Source organism: Brachybacterium sp. B718/18, assembly GCF_055454375.1.
In genome coordinates this window covers 249287-265385 of record NZ_JBVDDO010000003.1, presented here as the reverse complement: position 1 = coordinate 265385, position 16099 = coordinate 249287, and the positions used below count along the sequence as shown (strand labels likewise).

The following is a 16099-nucleotide window of genomic DNA, read 5'->3' as shown; positions in this document are numbered from 1 at the left end:
CAGCGGACGGGACCGGGCGGGCACAGTCTAGGCCCGCTGCGGCGAGCACTGATCGGCCCTCGCCGACGCTGCGCCTCAGCCGACGATCGGGCGCTCGAGCGGGAGCTGCAGCATGCGGGTGCGGTGGCGCAGGGCGAGCGCCGCGCCGAGGGTCATCGGCCCGAGACGTCCCACGTACATGCAGGCGATGATCACGACCTTGGCCTCGGTGGGCAGATGCGGGGTGATCCCCGTGGACAGGCCCACCGTGCCGAAGGCGGAGAGCGCCTCGAAGAGCGTCTGGTCGAGGGTGAAGGCCGTCATCCGCAGCAGGAGGAAGGTCGCGAGGAAGACCACCGCCGAGCTCATCACGAGCACGCCGATCGCTTGGCGGATGGTCTCCTGCGGGATGCGCCGGCCGAAGGCCTCGACGTCAGGGTTGCCCCGGACCTCCGCCCAGATCGACAGCACCAGCAGCGCGAAGGTGGTCACGCGGATACCGCCCGCGGTCGATCCGGAGCCGCCGCCGATGAACATCAGCAGATCCGTCAGCAGACGGGACTCGCCCGTCATCTGGCCGACGTCCACGGTCGCGAGGCCGCCCGAGCGCGGCATCACCGCGGTGAAACCCGAGGCGAGGATCTTGGTGCCGATGCCGTGAGGGCCGAGCGTCGCCGGGTTCGCCCACTCGAGCGCGAGGTAGGCCGCCCAGGCGAGCACGAACAGCGCCGCGGTGGTGGTCAGGGTGAGCTTCGCGTGCAGGCTCCAGCGCCGCGGGGTGCGCAGCTTCTTGACCACCACCATGATCACGGGGAAGCCGAGGGAGCCCACGAACACCGCGAGCGCGATCGGGATCGAGAAGAACGGATCGCCGAGGTACTGCGAGGTGCCGGCCGCCTCCGGCACGAAGCCGGCGTTGTTGAAGGCGCTGATCGCGTAGAAGGCGCCGAGGAAGAGGGACTCGCCCACCCCGTGCTCGGTGATGAACATGTACGGGGTCAGGGCGAGGAAGGTCGCGATCTCGAAGCTCGTCGAGGTGATGAGGATGACCCGGAGCACGCCGCCGACCTCGGCGAGGCGCTCGGCGCGGGTCTCCTGCGCGGTGATCATCCGCTGCGCGAGCCCCAGGCGGTGCAGCACGGAGAGGCTCAGCAGGGACGCGAGGGTCAGCAGGCCGAGGCCGCCGAGCTTCACCGCGACCATGATCACGACCAGGCCGAAGCGCGACCAGTGCACGCCCGTGTCGACGGTGGTCAGACCGGTCACGCAGATCGCCGAGACCGCCGTGAACAGGGCGTCGACGAAGGGGGTGCGGCTGCCGTCGGCCGTCGCGGCGGGCAATGACAGCAGCACCGTGAAGACCGCGATCATCAGCGTGAACACCCCGAGAGCGATGCGCGCGGGGGTCGCCTTGGTGAGGGCCCGCAGGTAGATGCGCCACTTGGAGACGGGGGCACGGCGGGACCAGCGCTCGTCCATCGTTCCCCTTCCTGCCCCGGCTCATCATGTCCCCGGTCCTGTCCCCGGCTCGCGTCCGCGGCAGTCTACGACCCCGGCTACCCTTCGGGGCATGGTCGCCGACGCCGCCCTCCCCGCCGCCCGCACCGGCATCGTGTGGTCCGAGGCGCTGCGCGAGTACGACTTCGGCCCCTACCACCCGATGTCCCCGATCCGTCTCGAGCTGACCCGGGAGCTCGCGCGCTGCGCAGGTCTGCTGGATCGACCGGGAGTGGTCGACCTGGACCCGCCCGTCGCGACCGACGCCCAGCTCACCGCCGTCCACGATCCCGAGTACGTCGCCGCGGTGCGCACCGCCTCCGAGCGCGATGGCCTCCCCGCGTTCACCGCGAAGGAGCTCGACGCGCTGATCGCGTTCGGGATCGGCGGGGACGACGTCCCGCCCTTCGCGGGCATGCACACCGCCTCCGCCCGCATCGCCGGCGGCTCCCTCGCCGCGATGGACGCGATCCTCACCGGCAGGGTGCGGCGCGCCGTGAACGTCGCGGGCGGTCTCCACCACGCCCGGCCCCGCAGCGCCTCCGGCTTCTGCGTCTACAACGACGCGGCGGTCGCGATCCGCCACGCTCTCGACGCCGGCGCCGAGCGGGTCATGTACGTCGACCTCGACGTCCACCATGGCGACGGCGTGGAGCTCGCCCTGTGGGACGAGCCGCGCGCGGTGACGCTCTCGGTGCACGAGACGGGGGAGCGGCTCTTCCCCGGCACCGGTTTCGTGCAGGACACGGGCGGGCCCGGGGCGGAGGGCTCCGCGATCAACGTCCCCCTCCCGCCGCGCACCACCGCCGACGGCTGGCTGCGCGCGATCCGCGCGACGGTCCCGGCGCTGGTGCGTGCGGTGCGGCCGACGGTGCTGGTCACCCAGCACGGCGCGGATACGCATCGGGCGGATCCGCTCGCCGACTTCTCCGTCACCCTCGAGGCGCACCGCGAGGCGATGCTGATCGTGCGCGAGCTGGCCGACGAGGTGTGCGACGGCCGCTGGCTCGCCCTCGGGGGCGGCGGGTACGCCGTGATCGACGTGGTGCCCCGTTCCTGGGCCCAGCTCATCGCGGTGGCGACGGGGGAGGCCCTCGACCCCGCCGAGCCCCTCCCGGCCTCCTACCTGACGACGGAGGGTCGGGCCCGCACGGCCCACGGCCTCTCCCCGGATCCCGCCATGTCCCGCTACGGCGACGGCCGGCCGCTCACGATCAAGGACTGGTCCGCCGGCTTCGACCCCGAGGACGACCTGGACCGGGCAGTGCAGGCCGCGCGACGCGTCGCCTTCCCCGAGTGGGGTCTGGATCCGTTCCTCGACTGACACACTGGGCCGCATGACCACCCAGCGCCCCGCCGCTCTCGAGGACCTCGCCGAGCACCTCCGCGCCCTCGAGCTGCCGTTGCCCCTCGAGGGCGCCGAGCAGGCCCGCGCCGAGATCACCGCCGCCCTCACCCAGCTCGGCGACCACGTGGTCCCGCGCCTGGACTCCCTCGACGCCCCGCTGCTCGCCGTGATCGGCGGCTCGACCGGCGCGGGCAAATCCACCCTGGTGAACTCCCTCGTCGGCGCCGTGGTGAGCCGCTCGGGAGCGATCCGCCCCACCACCCGTCGGCCGGTGCTGCTGCACCACCCCCAGGACCGCGCCTGGTTCACGGGCACCCGGATCCTGCCCGGCCTCGCCCGCGTCACCGGCGGGGAGGTCGAGTCCACCACCGGCGACCTCACCCCCTCCACCTCGCTCGAGCTGCGGGCCGAGGAGCGGATCCCCGCGGGCCTCGCGCTCCTGGACGCCCCTGACATCGACTCCGTCGCCGCCGGCAACCGGGAGCTCGCCCGGCAGCTGCTGCGCGCCGCGGACCTGTGGCTCTTCGTCACCACCGCCAACCGCTACGCGGACGCCGTGCCCTGGGAGGTGCTGCGCAGCGCCGCCGAACGCGATGTCACCGTGGACGTGGTGATGAACCGGATCCCCGACCGCCCCGGCGTCGCCGAGGAGCTCGCCGCGGATCTCCGCGCGATGCTCGAGCGGCAGGGTCTCGCCCCGGACCGCCTCTTCCTGGTCCCCGAGTCGGAGCTCGACACCGACGGCCTGCTGGCCCCCGAGCGGATCGCCGAGCTGCGGGCGCACGTCCAGTCCCTCGCGGAGGACGGCGAGGCCCGCTCCCGCATCGCCCGCCGCACCCTCGCCGGCTCTATCACCTCCCTCGCCGGCTCCGCCCGCACCCTCGCCGAGCAGGCGCGCGCCCAGGACGCCGAGCGCCAGCGCCTGCGCGACGTGGCGATCGAGGCCTTCTCCGGCTCCCGGGAGCGGATCGACGCGGCCCTCGGCGACGGCTCCCTGCTCCGCGGCGAGGTGCTCGCCCGCTGGCAGGACGTGGTCGGCACCGGCGAACTGTTCCGGAGCCTGGAGAGCATGGTCTCCCGCGTGCGGGACCGCATCGGCCTCGCCCTCACCGGTCGTCCCGCCCCGGCGATCGCGGCCGAGCAGGCGCTCGGCACCGGGCTCGTGCACGTGGTGATCGACGAGACCGCGCGCGGCGCCGAACGGGCCGACGCCGCCTGGCGGGCCGGCCCCTCCGGCCGCCTCCTCGCCGAGGGCCGGGACCTCTCCCGGCTCCCCGAGGGCTATGTCGACGAGGTCACCGCCGAGATCCGCGCCTGGCAGGGCGAGGTGCTCGAGCTGGTGCGCACCGAGGGCGCCGATCGCCGCACGCGGGCGCGGCTGCTCTCCCTCGGCGTGAACGCCGTCGGCGTCGCCCTGATGATCGTGGTCTTCGCCTCGACCGCCTTCGTGCCGACGGGCCTCGAGGTGGGCGCCGGCGCCGCGACCGCGGTGGTCGGGCAGAAGCTGCTCGAGACGATCTTCGGCGACGAGGCCGTGCGCCGCATGGCGCGCATCGCTCGCGAGCGGCTCGGCCAGCGTCTCGACGCCCTCGTCGCCGGGCGCTCTGCCCCCTTCCTCGACCGCCTCGACGCCCTCGGCGAGGTCGGCACGGGGGAGCTCCTCGCGGCCGACGCCGACGCCCTCGACGCGCTCGCCGACGAGGTCAGGAGCGGCGCATGAGCCTCTTCTCCCGCTCCTCCGGCTCCTCGCGCAGGTCCCGCCGCGACGGTGCCCCGCTCGCGGACCGCCTCGACGCCCTCGCCCGGGCCGCCGACGCCCTCGCCCCGGTCGCCCCGGGCGGGGACGTCTCCGCGGCCCAGGAGGTCGTGGGCCGCATCGACCGCCGCCGCGCCCTCTCCGCCGAGCACACCGTGGTGGGGCTCTTCGGGGCCACCGGCTCCGGGAAGTCCTCCCTGCTGAACGCGCTCGTCGGCCAGGAGGTGACGCGCGCCGCGGTGCGCCGCCCCACCACCTCCGCACCGGTCGCCGCGGTCTTCGGCGGTGCGGGCAGCGACCCGCTGCTGGACTGGCTCGAGGTCGAGGACCGCCACCACCTCCCCGGCGACTCGGGCCTCGTCCTCCTGGACCTGCCGGACCTCGACTCGGTCGAGCTCGGCAACCGCGCGATCGCCGAGCGGCTCACGGGCCTCGTGGACGTGCTGGTGTGGGTCACCGACCCGCAGAAGTACGCCGACGCCGTCCTCCACCAGGACTTCGTGCAGCCCTTCGCGGGGCACGACGCCGTCACCGTGCTGGTGCTGAACCAGCTCGACCGGATCCGGTCCGCGGAGCGGGAGGGCGTGCTCGCCGCCCTCGAGCAGCTCGCGCGCCGCGACGGCCTCGAGCGGGCGCCGGTGCTCGGCGTCTCCGCGGAGACCGGGGAGGGCATCGAGCCGCTGCGGGACCTGCTGACCGACGTGGCCCGCGGACGCGAGGCCGTCGCCTCCCGCCACCGCGCCGATGTGCGCGCCGCCGCCGAGTCCCTGCGCGCGGCCGCCGACCCGGCCGGGCTCCCCGCCCGCAGCGCGGAGGCCCAGGTCTCCGAGCTCGTCGACGACCTCGCGGTCGCCGCGCGGGTCGAGCCGGTGGCGAGCGCCGTCGGCGGCTCCTACCGCCACCGCGCGGCGGGCCGCGTCGGCTGGCCGCCCGTGCGCTGGCTGCGCCGCTTCCGCGCCGACCCCCTCGCCCGCCTCGGACTCGGCCGCGAGCGTGCCGACGAGCAGGTGCACCGATCGTCCCTGCCCGAGGCCGATCCGGCGACCCGGGCCCGTGCCGCCGGCGGCGTGCGCCGCTTCGCCGACGCCGCCTCGGCGGGCGGCACCGATCCCTGGCGCGCCGCGATCCGCACCGCCGCCCGCTCCCGCGAGGACGAGCTGCCGGATGCGCTCGACCAGGCCGTCGCGGGCGCGGACCTGCGCTCCCGGGAGACCTCCTGGTGGTGGCCCGTGCTCGACGTGCTCCAGTGGCTCGCGCTGCTGACGGCGGTGGTGGGCCTCGGCTGGCTCGCCGCCAACGCCGCCCTGGCCTTCGCCGGGATCCCGCCGCTGCCGCTGCCGATGCTCGAAGGCCTGTGGATCCCCGTCCCGCTGCCCACCGCGCTGATCGTGCTGGGCCTCGCGGCCGGCCTGCTGCTGGGCCTGCTCGGCACGGCGCTCGCCGCGCTCGCCGCCGCGGTCCGCACCCGACGGGCGCGCCGGCTGCTGCGCGAGCGGGTCGCGGAGGTCGCGGACTCGCTGGTGGTGCGGGAGGTCGACGAGGAGCTGCGCCTGGCGGCGGGGGCTGCGACGGATCTCGCACTGGCCCACGGGGAGTGACGTGTAGAATGGTGCGTCGATCGTGGCGCCGGCCCCGGGGTCTCCTCGAGGGAGCACTTCCGTGGGCCGCGCACTCATGAACCTTTCACCACCATGAAGATCTGAGGCCATCTATGGGTTCTGTCGTCAAGAAGCGACGCAAGCGCATGTCCAAGAAGAAGCACCGCAAGCTGCTTCGCAAGACGCGTCACCAGCGCCGCAACAAGAAGTGATCGCGGTCTGACCGCGAGAGAGGGCCCCTGTCCACGCGGACGGGGGCCCTCTCGCCGTCCGGGGGCGGCTCGGGCCGTGCGCGGCCCGCCGGGGTCCGGCGCGGCCCGCCCCCGTCCGGCGCGAACCGCCGGGCGCGACCTGGGGGCCTCAGGCGCGGCCCGTGAGGCGCTTCCACCAGGGACGTCGGGCGAGCGCGGAGCGGAGCTCCGCGGCGTCCACCCGGTATTTCGCGTGCACGGCGCCGTCGACGATGACGACCGGCACGTCGTAGGTCCAGTCGGCCCGCAGCGCCTCGTCCTCGTCGATGTCGCGCACCTCGACCGAGGTGCCGGCGCGATCGGCCTCGGCGCGCACCACCGGCAGGGCGTCGTCGCACAGATGGCAGCCCTCACGGGTCAGGTACACCACGCGGGCGTTCGGATCGGAGGGGGAGGGGATGCGGGGCGTGCTCATGGGCGGCACTGTAGCGAGCACGACGACGGGCCGCCCGCGGTCTGCGGACGGCCCGTCGAGGGTGCGGGGGCGATCAGGCCGCGGTGGGAGCGGTGAACTCCGCCTCGATCGCGATCTTGACCTCGTCGGAGACCAGCACGCCGCCGGCCTCGAGCGCGGCGTTCCAGGTCAGGCCGAAGTCCTTGCGGGAGATCTTGGTCGCGCCGGTGAAGCCGGCGCGGTAGATGCCGAAGGGGTCGGTCGCGGCGCCCTCGTAGGTGAAGTCGAGCTCGACGGGCTTGGTCACGCCGCTGATGGTCAGCTCGCCGGTGAGGGTGTCGCCCTGGTGGCCGGTGGAGCGGAAGGTGATCTCCGGGTGGGTCTCGGCGTCGAAGAAGTCGCCCGAGCGGAGGTGGTTGTCGCGGTCGGAGTTCGCGGTGTCGACCGACGCGGTCTTGAGGGACGCGGTGAAGGCGAGGTCGCCGCCCTCGGCGACGACGAGGGTGCCCTCGATGTCGGTGAACTGGCCGCGGACCTTGGAGATGCCCGCGTGGCGGACGGTGAAGGATGCGGAGGTGTGGCTGGGGTCGAGGGTCCAGGTGCCGGGGGTGAGGTCGTTCATGAGGGTCTCCTTCTCGGGGTCGGTGCCGCAGGATCTCGTCGAGACTGATGCGCTTGCTTGAAAGATAAACTAGGATTGATCCGGACACAACCGCGAGTCGCGAGGAACAGGAGAACGTGATGCACGACACGGAGTCAAGCCCTGAGGGTCTCTGGCTGACGCGCGAGGAGCAGCTGGCCTGGAGGCGCTTCCTCTACGCCACGACCCTGCTCACCGACCGCCTCACCGAGGCGCTGCAGTCCGATCCGGAGATCGACCTGACCCTCGGCGAGTACGAGATCCTGGTGCGCCTCTCCGAGGAGGAGCACCGCTTCCTGCGCATGTCCGAGCTCGCGGACCGCGTCGTCCACTCGCGCTCGCGCCTGACCCACACGATCTCCCGGATGGAGAAGCGGGGCCTGGTCGAGCGGGTGCGCTGCAGCTCCGACGGCCGCGGGCGCCAGGCCCAGCTGACCGACGCCGGCATGGCCCTGCTCGAGCGTGCGGCGCCCCTGCACGTGCGCTCCGTGCGCGAGAACCTGCTCGACGTCGTGGGGCATGCGGACTTCCTCGAGCTCGGTCGGATCCTCGGCGGGACGCTGCCCGAGGACGCTCCCATCGCCGTGCGCCCCGCGACCGCCGAGTGAGTCCCGCGAGGGGTCGACGGACGTGATGCCCGCCGCGCCCACCGCCTCGCGCGCGGGCTCGTCCCAGACGTGGTTGGTACCGTGAGGCGGCTCTGCCAGGAGCAGCGGGACGATCAGGGAAGGAGCCGGCGCCCATGAGCACGACCGCGGTCCACCTCGTCCGCCACGGCGAGGTGCACAACCCCGAACGGATCCTCTACGGCCGCCTGCCCGGCTACCGCCTCACCGAGCGCGGCGAGCAGATGGCGGCCCTCGTCGGCGCCCACCTCGCCGAGCACGACGTGGCCCTCGTGCGCGCCTCCCCGCTGCTGCGCGCCCAGCAGACCGCCGCGCCCATCGCCGCCGCGCACGGCCTCAAGGTCACGACCGATCCGCGGCTGATCGAGTCCGGGAACCGCTTCGAGGGGCAGCGCATGGGCCACGGCGAGGCCCGCTTCACGGATCCCCGCAACTGGCGCTGGTTCGCGAACCCCTTCCGTCCCTCCTGGGGCGAGCCCTACCGGGCGCAGGTCGCCCGCGTCGCCGCCGCCGTGCAGCAGGCCCGTGCCGAGGCGGAGGGTCGGGAGGCCGTGCTGGTCCTGCACCAGCTGCCCATCTGGCTCGCCCGGCGCAGCGCCGAGGGACGCCCCCTGATCCACGACCCGCGCCGTCGGCAGTGCGCGCTCTGCTCGGTCACGACCCTGCGTTTCGACGGGGACCGCCTCACGGGCGTCGACTACGCCGAGCCCGCGGCCTCGCTCACCGTGCACGCCGTCGACGCCACCGGAGGCAAGCTCACGTGACCACCCGCCGCACCCTGCTCGCCGCCGCCGGCGGGCTCTCGCTCACCGCCGTCCTCGCGGCCTGTGGGACCGACACCTCGGGCCGCTACTCCTCGGGGGACGCCGGCTACGTCTCCGGCGACGGCGTGACCACCGAGATCCCCGCGGAGCAGCGCGACGAGCCGCTGGACTTCTCCGGCACCACCTACGACGGCGAGGACCTCGCGAGCGCCGACCTCCGCGGCGAGGTGCTCGTGCTCAACGTCTGGTACGCCTCGTGCCCGCCCTGCCGCAAGGAGGCCCCCGACCTCCAGGCGATCTCCGAGGAGTACGCCGCACAGGGCGTCGCCTTCCTCGGGGTGAACGTCCGCGACGCAGCGGGACCCGCGCAGGCCTTCGAGCAGACGTACGGCATCACCTACCCGTCCCTGCCCGACACCGACGCGCAGATCATGTACGCCCTGCGCGGCCAGGTCGCCCCCAATGCCGTGCCCTCCACGCTCGTGCTCGACCGGGAGGGGCGGGTCGCCGCCCGCATCTCCGGCGCCGCGGACCCGTCCGTCCTGCGGGCGATGCTCGACACGGTCCTCGCCGAATGACCGGGGCCGACCTCGGCGCCGCCTTCCAGGCCACCGCCCTGAACGGATCACTGCTGCTGGCCCTCGCGGTCTCCGCCGCCGCGGGCTTCGTCGCCTTCCTCTCGCCGTGCGTGCTGCCGGTGGTCCCCGGCTATCTCGGCTACGTCTCAGGGCTCGCCGGGCAGCGGGAGAGCGGCAAGCCCGACACTCGGCGCATGCTGCTCGGGTCGCTCCTCTTCGTCGCCGGCTTCGCGGTGGTGTTCATGGTGCTGGGCGGCTTCGCCGGGGCGCTCGGCTACCTCCTGCAGGCCCATACGGTGTGGATCAACCGGATCGCCGGCGCGATCGTGATCCTCATGGGTCTGGTCTTCCTCGGGGTGTTCCCGGGTCTCGGCGCCAACCGGCCCGTCACCTCCAAGCGGCCCGACGCCGGGCTCCTCGGAGCCCCGCTCATGGGCCTCATCTTCGGCCTGTCCTGGACCCCCTGCATCGGTCCCACCTACGCCGCGATCGCCGCGCTGTCCCTCGACGGCGGCGGAGACGGCGCGGTGATGCGTGGCGCCGTCCTGTCCCTCGCCTACTCGCTGGGCCTCGGGATCCCCTTCGTGCTCTTCGCCCTGTTGTTCGACCGCGCCCTCGGGCTGAGCCGTCGGCTCTCCCGGCATCGTCGGGCGATCGGACTCCTCTCCGGGGCGCTGCTGATCGCGATCGGGGTGCTGCTGATGACCGGGGTGTGGACCGCCTGGATGGGCTCCCTGCAGGGCCTGATCGCGACCTTCGAGCCGGTGGTGTGATGAACGAGCACGATTCCTGGAGCAGCAAGGTCGAGGCGACGAGCCGTCCCTCCCTCGGGCTGCGCGGCACGCTGCTGTTCCTGTGGCGGCAGGTGACCAGCATGCAGACCGCCCTGATCCTGCTGATGCTGCTCGCGATCGCCGCGGTGCCCGGCTCGCTGTACCCGCAGCGCAGCGTCAACCCGACCCTCACCGAGCAGTTCCTCGAGGAGAACGGGCGCTGGGGCGAGATCCTGGACACCCTGGGCTTCTTCGAGGTCTTCTCCTCCCCGTGGTTCTCGGCGATCTACCTGCTGCTGTTCATCTCCCTGATCGGGTGCATCGTGCCGCGCGTCGGCGTGCACCTGCGCCAGCTGCGCTCGCGGCCCCCGCGCACCCCCTCCCGGCTCAACCGCTTCACCGGCTACACCCGCGTGGAGCTGCCGGAGGCCGACGCCGACATGCTCCTCGAGACCGCGCACCGCCGCCTGCGCCGGGGTCGCTACCGCGTCGAGCGCACGGGGGACTCGCTGAGCGCCGAGCGGGGTCTGCTGCGCGAGACCGGCAACCTGCTCTTCCACATCGCGCTCGTGGGCGTGCTGATCTGCGTCGCCGGCGGCCAGCTCACCCGCTACCACGGGCAGATCACCGTCGTCGAGGGCGGCGGCTTCTCCAACTCCCTCACCCAGTACGACTCCTTCCAGTCGGGGGCCTGGTTCGACCCCGCCGACCTGCCGTCCTTCCGCTTCACCCTCGAGGAGTTCCGCGCCGAGTACGTGCTCGAGGGCGATCCCTCGAAGGTCGGCCAGCCGACGAGCTTCGAGGCCGATGTCGCGGTGACGGGCGAGGACGGCGCGGTGCAGGAGCGGACCGTGCAGGTCAACAAGCCGCTCCACGTCGACGGCGCCTCCATGTACCTGCTCGGCAACGGCTACGCCCCCGAGATCACGGTCACCGACCCGGAGGGGACCGTCGTCGCCGAGGGCCCCCTGATCACCGTGCCGCTCGGCGATGTCGGCTACACCTCGCAGGTGGTGCTCAAGGCGCCCGACGCGAGCCCCGAGCAGACCGCCGTGGTCGGCTATTTCCTGCCCACGGGCGTGATCGACGAGAGCGGCCCCCACTCCCAGTACCCCGACCTCGTCGACCCGCAGCTCGCCCTCACCGTCTACCAGGGCGACCTCGGCCTCGACGACGGCGTGCCGCAGAACGCCTACGAGGTCGATCTCTCCACCCTCACCCCGGTCACGGACGAGAGCGGCAACCCCGTGCTGCTCCGCCTCTACCCGGGCCAGGAGTACGAGCTGCCCGACGGCACCACCATCAGTTTCGACGGCATCAAGCGCTACGCCGCCTTCGACGTCGCCCACGACCCCTTCGAGCGCTGGGTGCTGGTGAGCGCCTTGACGGCGGTGACCGGCCTGATCCTGTCGCTGTTCGTGCCCCGCCGACGGGTGTGGGTGCGCGTCGGATCGGGGGGAGTGCTCGAGGTCGCCGGTCTCGCGCGCAGCGATGACCCGGATCTGGAGGATGATGTGAGGACCCTCGCCCGCCGACTCGTCGAGTCCACCGAAGGAAGTGCCCCGTGATCGATCAGCAGCTGGCCGAGATCTCCTCCCTGGCGATCATGGTCACCATCATCCTGTACGTGCTGGCGCTGATCGGCTTCGCGGCCGACCTCGCCTCCACCTCCCAGCGCCGCAGCGACGAGAAGCTCGCCCGGAAGGAGCTGGTGGCCGCGGGGGCGGTGACCGGCGACGCGGTGCCCGCCTCGTCGGCCGTGGCGTCCGGCGCCGGTGCTCAGGACGTCGACGCGGAGGGGCCCGTCGGATCCCCGCGCGCTCCCGGCACGATGTCCGCGCAGACCTTCGCCTTCGTCCTCGCGGGCCTCGGCACGGCGCTGCACCTGCTCGGCGTCGCCACCCGCTCCGGCGCGACCAAGCAGGTGCCGTGGACGAACATGTACGAGTTCGCGACCACCAGCACCGCCGTGGTCATGCTCGCCTTCCTGGTGTTCTCGATCCGCCGCGCCGAGCTGCGGGTGCTGGGCACCTTCGTCCTCGGCCCCGTGCTGCTCGCGCTGATGCTCGCGCAGCTGGTGTGGATCGTGCCCGCCGCCGAGCTCACCCCCAGCCTGCAGAACTCCCACTGGATCTACATCCACATCGCCGTCGCCGTGCTCGCCACGTCCCTGTCGATCCTCGGCGCCGTCGTCGCGGGTCTGCAGCTCGCCCAGGCCCAGCACGAGCGGGCGGGCGAGGGGCACTGGGGCGCGATGGGCCGGGTGCTGGACCGCCTGCCCTCCTCGACCGTGCTCGAGGGGCTCAGCTTCCGCATCCACTCCGTCGGCTTCGTATGCTGGACCTTCACCCTCATCTTCGGCGCGATCTGGGCCCGCGAGGCCTGGGGCCGTTACTGGGGCTGGGACCCCAAGGAGGTGTGGACCTTCATCATCTGGGTGATCTACGCCGCCTACCTGCATGCCCGCACCACGGGCGGCTTCCGCGGCACCCGCGCGGCCTGGCTCGCGCTGGCCGGTTTCCTCGCCGTGGTCTTCAACTACACGATCGTCAACACGGTCATCAACGGACTGCACTCGTACTCGGGGCTGTGAGCCGCGGGGCCTGATCGCTGATCGCTTGCTCCGGAGCCGGCGCCGGGAGACCCGGGGGAGCGGTCACTCGGAGGAGGAGCCGTCCTCGCCCCGCGAGCGCCCCTCGCGACGTTCCCGGCGGATGTCCTCGTCGAGCCGGCGCAGGAAGTCGGGGTCCTCGTCGGGCGCCAGCGGGCCGCTGCGCCGCGGCGGCTGGGTGTTCCACGGGCGCTCCTTGCCCACGAACAGCCAGGTGAGCGGCCCGACCCAGGGGATCAGCACGATGAGCACGATCCACGCCCACTTCGGGATGCCGCGGACCTTGTCATCGGTGGTCTGCACGCAGTCCGCGAGGGCGAAGATCGTCAGCGCGATGGAGAGGACGACCGAGATTCCGCGGAGCATGCAGCGAGTCTAGGTTCTCGGGCTGGGAGCAATACCCTGGTCCCCATGCGCAACGTCCTCGGCTACGCCCTGATCCGCATCGCCCTGTGGCTGGTGCTGTGGTACCTGCTCGCCCTGGCGGGCGTGGGCGTGATGCTCGCCGGGGTCCTCGCCGTGCTCATCGCGATGATGATCTCGTTCCTGTTCCTCGGGAGGGTGCGGGAGAACGCCGCGGCGGGTCTGCAGGCCGCCGACGAGGCGCGGGTCGAGCGCCGCGGCCCGGTCCGAGACGAGGACGCCGAGGCCGAGGATGCCGCCCTCGACGAGGCGGAGGACTCCCGCGACGACGAGCAGGACGCTCGCAAGGCCGGGGCGGGGGACTAGTCAGCGCAGGGGGCTCAGAGCACGAGACCCGCGAGCAGCAGCAGCGAGAACACCAGCTCGAGACGGCCGGCGGCGCCGAGCACCGGGATGAGCGACCTGCCCTCCGCCCCGGAGAGCACCACCCGCGCGGGCAGCAGGGCGAGCGGCAGCGCCGACAGGACCAGCAGCACCGGCCACTGCACGACCATCACCGGCACCATCAGCGCGAAGGGCAGGAGCACCGCCGCGGAGAAGGCCCAGCGGGTGCCGCGATCGCCGAGACGCACGGCGAGGGTGATCTTGCCGCTCTCACGGTCGGTGGGGATGTCGCGCAGGTTGTTGGTGAGCATGATCGAGACGGCCAACAGCCCGATCGCTATCGAGCACAGCAGCGCGACCCAGGTGAAGGACCCGGTCAGCGCATAGGCGGTGCCGTTCACCGCGACCAGGCCGAAGAACGCGAAGACGAACAGCTCGCCCAGCCCGAGGTAGCCGTAGGGTCGCTTCCCGCCGGTGTAGAACCAGGCCGCGGCGACCGCGGCGACACCCACGGGCAGCGCCCACCAGAGTCGGGCGAGGATGATCAGCACGAGTCCCGCGAAGGCGCCCAGGGCCAGCGCGCCGATGGCGGCCCGCTTCACGGCGGCCGGGGCGGCGGCGCGCGAGCCGGTCAGGCGGAAGGGGCCGACGCGCTCGTCGTCCGTGCCCCGGATCCCGTCGGAGTAGTCATTGGCGTAGTTCACGCCGACCTGCAGGGACACGGCGACGAGGAGCGCGAGCCCCGCGCGGAGCAGCAGGGTGGGCCAGTGGACGGACTCGAGCTGCCAGATCGCGGCCCCGGTGCCGGCGGCGACGGGAGCGAGAGCGGCAGGGAGGGTGCGGGGGCGGGCGCCCTGCACCCATTGAGACCAGCTGGCCATCGTGCTCCTTCGGAGGTCCGCGGCCGACGGGACTCGGCCCCGTAGAGCTTACGCCGCCCCCGCTCCCGCCTCTCCGCCCCGCCCCCGCTCCTTCTCCCCGCTCCCGCCCCATAAACCCCGCAGACTTGGGCTTATAGGGACCGAATACCCCCAAGTCTGTGGGGGTTCTCGGACAGATGGGCGGCGCGGGGTTTCTCGGGCGGACCGGAGGCGCGAGGCGGAGCGGGGGCGGATCCTCGAGCGCGCGGTATCCCGTCAGCCGCGGGCGAGGCGTCGGGCGGCGGCGCGATCGACCTTGCCGATGCCCAGCAGCGGCAGGTCGTCCACGGCGTGCACCCGCTTCGGGATCATGTGCGCGGGGACCTCGGAGGTGCGCAGCGCGGAGCGGACCAGGGCGGTCGCCTCCTCGGCGCGGGCGCCGTCCTCCAGGGTCACGAGCGCCTCGATCCGCTCTCCCCACTCGGGATCGGGAACGCCCACCACCACCGCGGCGCGCACCAGGCCGCGGAGCATGAGGGAGCGGTCGATCGCGCGCTCGACGTCCTGGGGGAGGACCTTGCGACCGCCGGTGACGATCACGTCGTCGGCGCGGCCGAGGACCCGCAGGGTGCCGTCGGCGCTGATCTCGGCGAGGTCGGAGGTGACCAGCCGCCGCGGCGCGATCCCGGAGAACGCAGAGGAGTCGACCCCGCCGTCGGCCGTGAGATAGCCGAGCGCGAGCGTGGGGGAGGCGATCAGCAGCCGCCCCGTGCTCGGCTCACCTGCCGCGACCGCATAGTCCGCCGCGACCGGCTCGCCCGCGTGGCCCGGCTCGCGTGCACCGCCCGGCTCGCCCTCCGCTCCCGCGCCACCCGCGGTGTCGAGGGACAGCTCGACGCCGGGCAGGGGGCGACCGTCGTAGACGCAGCCTCCCGCGGTCTCGGAGGAGCCGTAGGTGGTGCGCACGGGCAGGGGCAGTCCGCGGGCCCGGGCGAGGACGTCGGGAGGGGTGGCGGCGCCGCCGACGAGCACCGCCGCGAACCGCTTGAGCAGGGCGCGGGCCCGGGCGTCGGCCCCCGTCGCCCCGGTGACGAGCCGGGTGAGCTGGGTCGGGACGAGCGAGGTGAAAGCCGGGAGCCCCGCCTGCTCGGCCTGCGCGAGGGCGGGTTCGGCGAGCTGCACGAAGGTCTCCGCGTCGAAGTGACCGCGCAGGTCGGGCAGCGGATCGGGGAGCGCCGGGGCGGACAGGCCGAGGACCTGTGCGGTGCGATGGGCGCGCGCGAGGACCTGCACGCCGGCGATATGGGTCGGCGGCAGCAGCGGCAGCCAGAATCCGTGCCCACCGGACGCCCCGGCCGCCCCCTCCAGGGACGCACCGGCCGAGTTCCCGGTGAGGAGCTCCGCGGTCGCGTCCTGCGAGGCCTGCAGCGCTGCGAGGCCCAGCGCGACGGCCTTCTGCGCGCCCGTGGATCCCGAGGTGGGGACCACGAGCGCCGTCTCCTCGAAGCCCGCGGGCAGCTGCTCCGGTGCGGGGAACGGGCCGAGCCACAGGCGGGCCCGGCCGGCCATCATCGCGCCGACCGCCGCCACGTGCTCCGTGAGGGAGGCGGCGGAGGCGTCGTACGGCGCAGGCGTGATCCAGGGCAGGGCGTCGCCCGGCGTGGTGGGCGTGCTCAT

The 16099-nt window shown here is 73.4% G+C and carries 17 protein-coding genes; 11 read left to right on the top strand and 6 right to left on the bottom strand.

Annotation, left to right across the window (positions count from 1 at the left end; translation table 11 throughout):
• Positions 1 to 75: 75 nt before the first annotated feature.
• On the bottom strand, positions 76 to 1458 hold the full coding sequence (locus ACZCAH_RS07560; RefSeq protein ID WP_464340478.1) for a TrkH family potassium uptake protein: 1383 nt from the start codon (positions 1456 to 1458) through the stop codon (positions 76 to 78).
• A gap of 91 nt (positions 1459 to 1549) precedes the next feature.
• Between ACZCAH_RS07560 and ACZCAH_RS07555 the strand changes: the two genes are divergently transcribed.
• The 4 genes from ACZCAH_RS07555 (at position 1550) to ACZCAH_RS07540 (ending at position 6390) form a co-directional block, all read left to right on the top strand.
• Positions 1550 to 2800, top strand: a complete 1251-nt coding sequence (locus ACZCAH_RS07555) for an acetoin utilization protein AcuC (RefSeq protein ID WP_464340477.1) — start codon at positions 1550 to 1552, stop codon at positions 2798 to 2800.
• A gap of 13 nt (positions 2801 to 2813) precedes the next feature.
• The gene (locus ACZCAH_RS07550; RefSeq protein ID WP_464340476.1) at positions 2814 to 4544 is read left to right on the top strand and encodes a dynamin family protein; all 1731 of its coding nucleotides are present in this window, start codon (positions 2814 to 2816) and stop codon (positions 4542 to 4544) included.
• Positions 4541 to 6178: a GTPase gene (locus ACZCAH_RS07545; protein ID WP_464340475.1), complete on the top strand. Its 1638-nt coding sequence runs from the start codon at positions 4541 to 4543 to the stop codon at positions 6176 to 6178. The genes ACZCAH_RS07550 and ACZCAH_RS07545 overlap by 4 nt, the downstream gene beginning before the upstream one ends.
• 113 nt (positions 6179 to 6291) lie before the next feature.
• Entirely contained in the window at positions 6292 to 6390 is a 99-nt protein-coding gene (locus ACZCAH_RS07540) for a 30S ribosomal protein bS22 (RefSeq protein ID WP_019174583.1), read from the top strand.
• Positions 6391 to 6538: 148 nt separating this feature from the next.
• Here the strand turns inward: ACZCAH_RS07540 and ACZCAH_RS07535 are convergent, their stop codons facing one another.
• Together ACZCAH_RS07535 and ACZCAH_RS07530 are read right to left on the bottom strand one after the other, a co-directional pair.
• Positions 6539 to 6844 carry a glutaredoxin family protein gene (locus ACZCAH_RS07535; protein ID WP_329748968.1) on the bottom strand — a complete coding sequence of 102 codons (306 nt, stop codon included), beginning with the start codon at positions 6842 to 6844 and terminating at the stop codon, positions 6539 to 6541.
• Between the two features lie 73 nt (positions 6845 to 6917).
• Positions 6918 to 7445, bottom strand: coding sequence for a YceI family protein (locus tag ACZCAH_RS07530; RefSeq protein ID WP_464340474.1), 528 nt, complete (start codon positions 7443 to 7445; stop codon positions 6918 to 6920).
• 119 nt (positions 7446 to 7564) lie between these two features.
• Here ACZCAH_RS07530 and ACZCAH_RS07525 point away from each other — a divergent pair, with 119 nt between their 5' ends.
• The 6 genes from ACZCAH_RS07525 (at position 7565) to ccsB (ending at position 12797) form a co-directional block, all read left to right on the top strand.
• Positions 7565 to 8071: a MarR family winged helix-turn-helix transcriptional regulator gene (locus ACZCAH_RS07525; RefSeq protein WP_464340473.1), complete on the top strand. Its 507-nt coding sequence runs from the start codon at positions 7565 to 7567 to the stop codon at positions 8069 to 8071.
• A 134-nt stretch (positions 8072 to 8205) separates the two neighbouring features.
• Positions 8206 to 8853, top strand: coding sequence for a histidine phosphatase family protein (locus ACZCAH_RS07520; RefSeq protein WP_464340472.1), 648 nt, complete (start codon positions 8206 to 8208; stop codon positions 8851 to 8853).
• Positions 8850 to 9431 (top strand): TlpA family protein disulfide reductase, encoded by a 582-nt coding sequence (locus ACZCAH_RS07515; RefSeq protein ID WP_329748972.1) that lies wholly within the window; start codon positions 8850 to 8852, stop codon positions 9429 to 9431. Before ACZCAH_RS07520 ends, ACZCAH_RS07515 begins: the two co-directional genes overlap by 4 nt.
• Complete coding sequence (locus tag ACZCAH_RS07510) at positions 9428 to 10204, top strand: cytochrome c biogenesis CcdA family protein (protein ID WP_464340471.1); 777 nt, start codon at positions 9428 to 9430, stop codon at positions 10202 to 10204. The genes ACZCAH_RS07515 and ACZCAH_RS07510 overlap by 4 nt, the downstream gene beginning before the upstream one ends.
• Positions 10204 to 11772: a cytochrome c biogenesis protein ResB gene (gene resB, locus ACZCAH_RS07505; protein ID WP_464340470.1), complete on the top strand. Its 1569-nt coding sequence runs from the start codon at positions 10204 to 10206 to the stop codon at positions 11770 to 11772. Before ACZCAH_RS07510 ends, resB begins: the two co-directional genes overlap by 1 nt.
• Positions 11769 to 12797, top strand: a complete 1029-nt coding sequence (gene ccsB / locus ACZCAH_RS07500) for a c-type cytochrome biogenesis protein CcsB (protein WP_464340469.1) — start codon at positions 11769 to 11771, stop codon at positions 12795 to 12797. The genes resB and ccsB overlap by 4 nt, the downstream gene beginning before the upstream one ends.
• Positions 12798 to 12860: 63 nt before the next feature.
• Here the strand turns inward: ccsB and ACZCAH_RS07495 are convergent, their stop codons facing one another.
• Positions 12861 to 13181, bottom strand: coding sequence for a PLD nuclease N-terminal domain-containing protein (locus ACZCAH_RS07495; RefSeq protein WP_329747424.1), 321 nt, complete (start codon positions 13179 to 13181; stop codon positions 12861 to 12863).
• Between the two features lie 45 nt (positions 13182 to 13226).
• Here ACZCAH_RS07495 and ACZCAH_RS07490 point away from each other — a divergent pair, with 45 nt between their 5' ends.
• On the top strand, positions 13227 to 13544 hold the full coding sequence (locus tag ACZCAH_RS07490; protein ID WP_329748976.1) for a DUF4229 domain-containing protein: 318 nt from the start codon (positions 13227 to 13229) through the stop codon (positions 13542 to 13544).
• Positions 13545 to 13558: 14 nt separating this feature from the next.
• Here ACZCAH_RS07490 and ACZCAH_RS07485 read toward each other — a convergent pair whose 3' ends face one another.
• Positions 13559 to 14443: a 1,4-dihydroxy-2-naphthoate polyprenyltransferase gene (locus ACZCAH_RS07485; RefSeq protein WP_464340468.1), complete on the bottom strand. Its 885-nt coding sequence runs from the start codon at positions 14441 to 14443 to the stop codon at positions 13559 to 13561.
• A gap of 255 nt (positions 14444 to 14698) precedes the next feature.
• Positions 14699 to 16099 (bottom strand): AMP-binding protein, encoded by a 1401-nt coding sequence (locus tag ACZCAH_RS07480; RefSeq protein ID WP_464340467.1) that lies wholly within the window; start codon positions 16097 to 16099, stop codon positions 14699 to 14701.